The organism is Oleiphilus sp. HI0079 (genome assembly GCF_001635105.1).
The window spans coordinates 1-357 of sequence record NZ_LWFT01000439.1; the positions used below are offsets into that span (position 1 = coordinate 1).

1 protein-coding gene is annotated in these 357 nt (G+C 50.1%); it reads left to right on the forward strand.

All coding sequences use genetic code 11. From position 1 onward, the window contains the following. Window positions 1–357: biotin/lipoyl-containing protein (locus tag A3750_RS05765; RefSeq protein ID WP_369819926.1), on the forward strand; the 357-nt coding region annotated here is incomplete at both ends.

Consider the following 357-nt stretch of genomic DNA (forward strand, 5'->3'; position numbering starts at 1 on the left):
TGAAGGCATTAAGGAGGTTCGAGTCCCGGATGTTGGTGGGGCGGAAGCGGTGGAAGTCATAGAGATATCGGTAGCCTCTGGCGATCAAATCGTAAAGGATGAAGCGCTGTTAGTGCTTGAATCCGATAAGGCTTCGATGGATATTCCGTCACCGTATACAGGTGTCGTTTCTGATCTAAAGGTAAAGGTTGGCGACAAACTGAGTGAAGGTGATTTGATTGCGTTAATTCAGTCCGAGAAATCGGACTCAGACGTAAAAGACGCGGGCAGCGATGTTAGCTCTGGTGCATCGTCAGCCAAAAAAGGCGCTTCAGCGCAGGCAGAGAGGGTTAATCAGGCTGAGGCCAAAGCATCTCC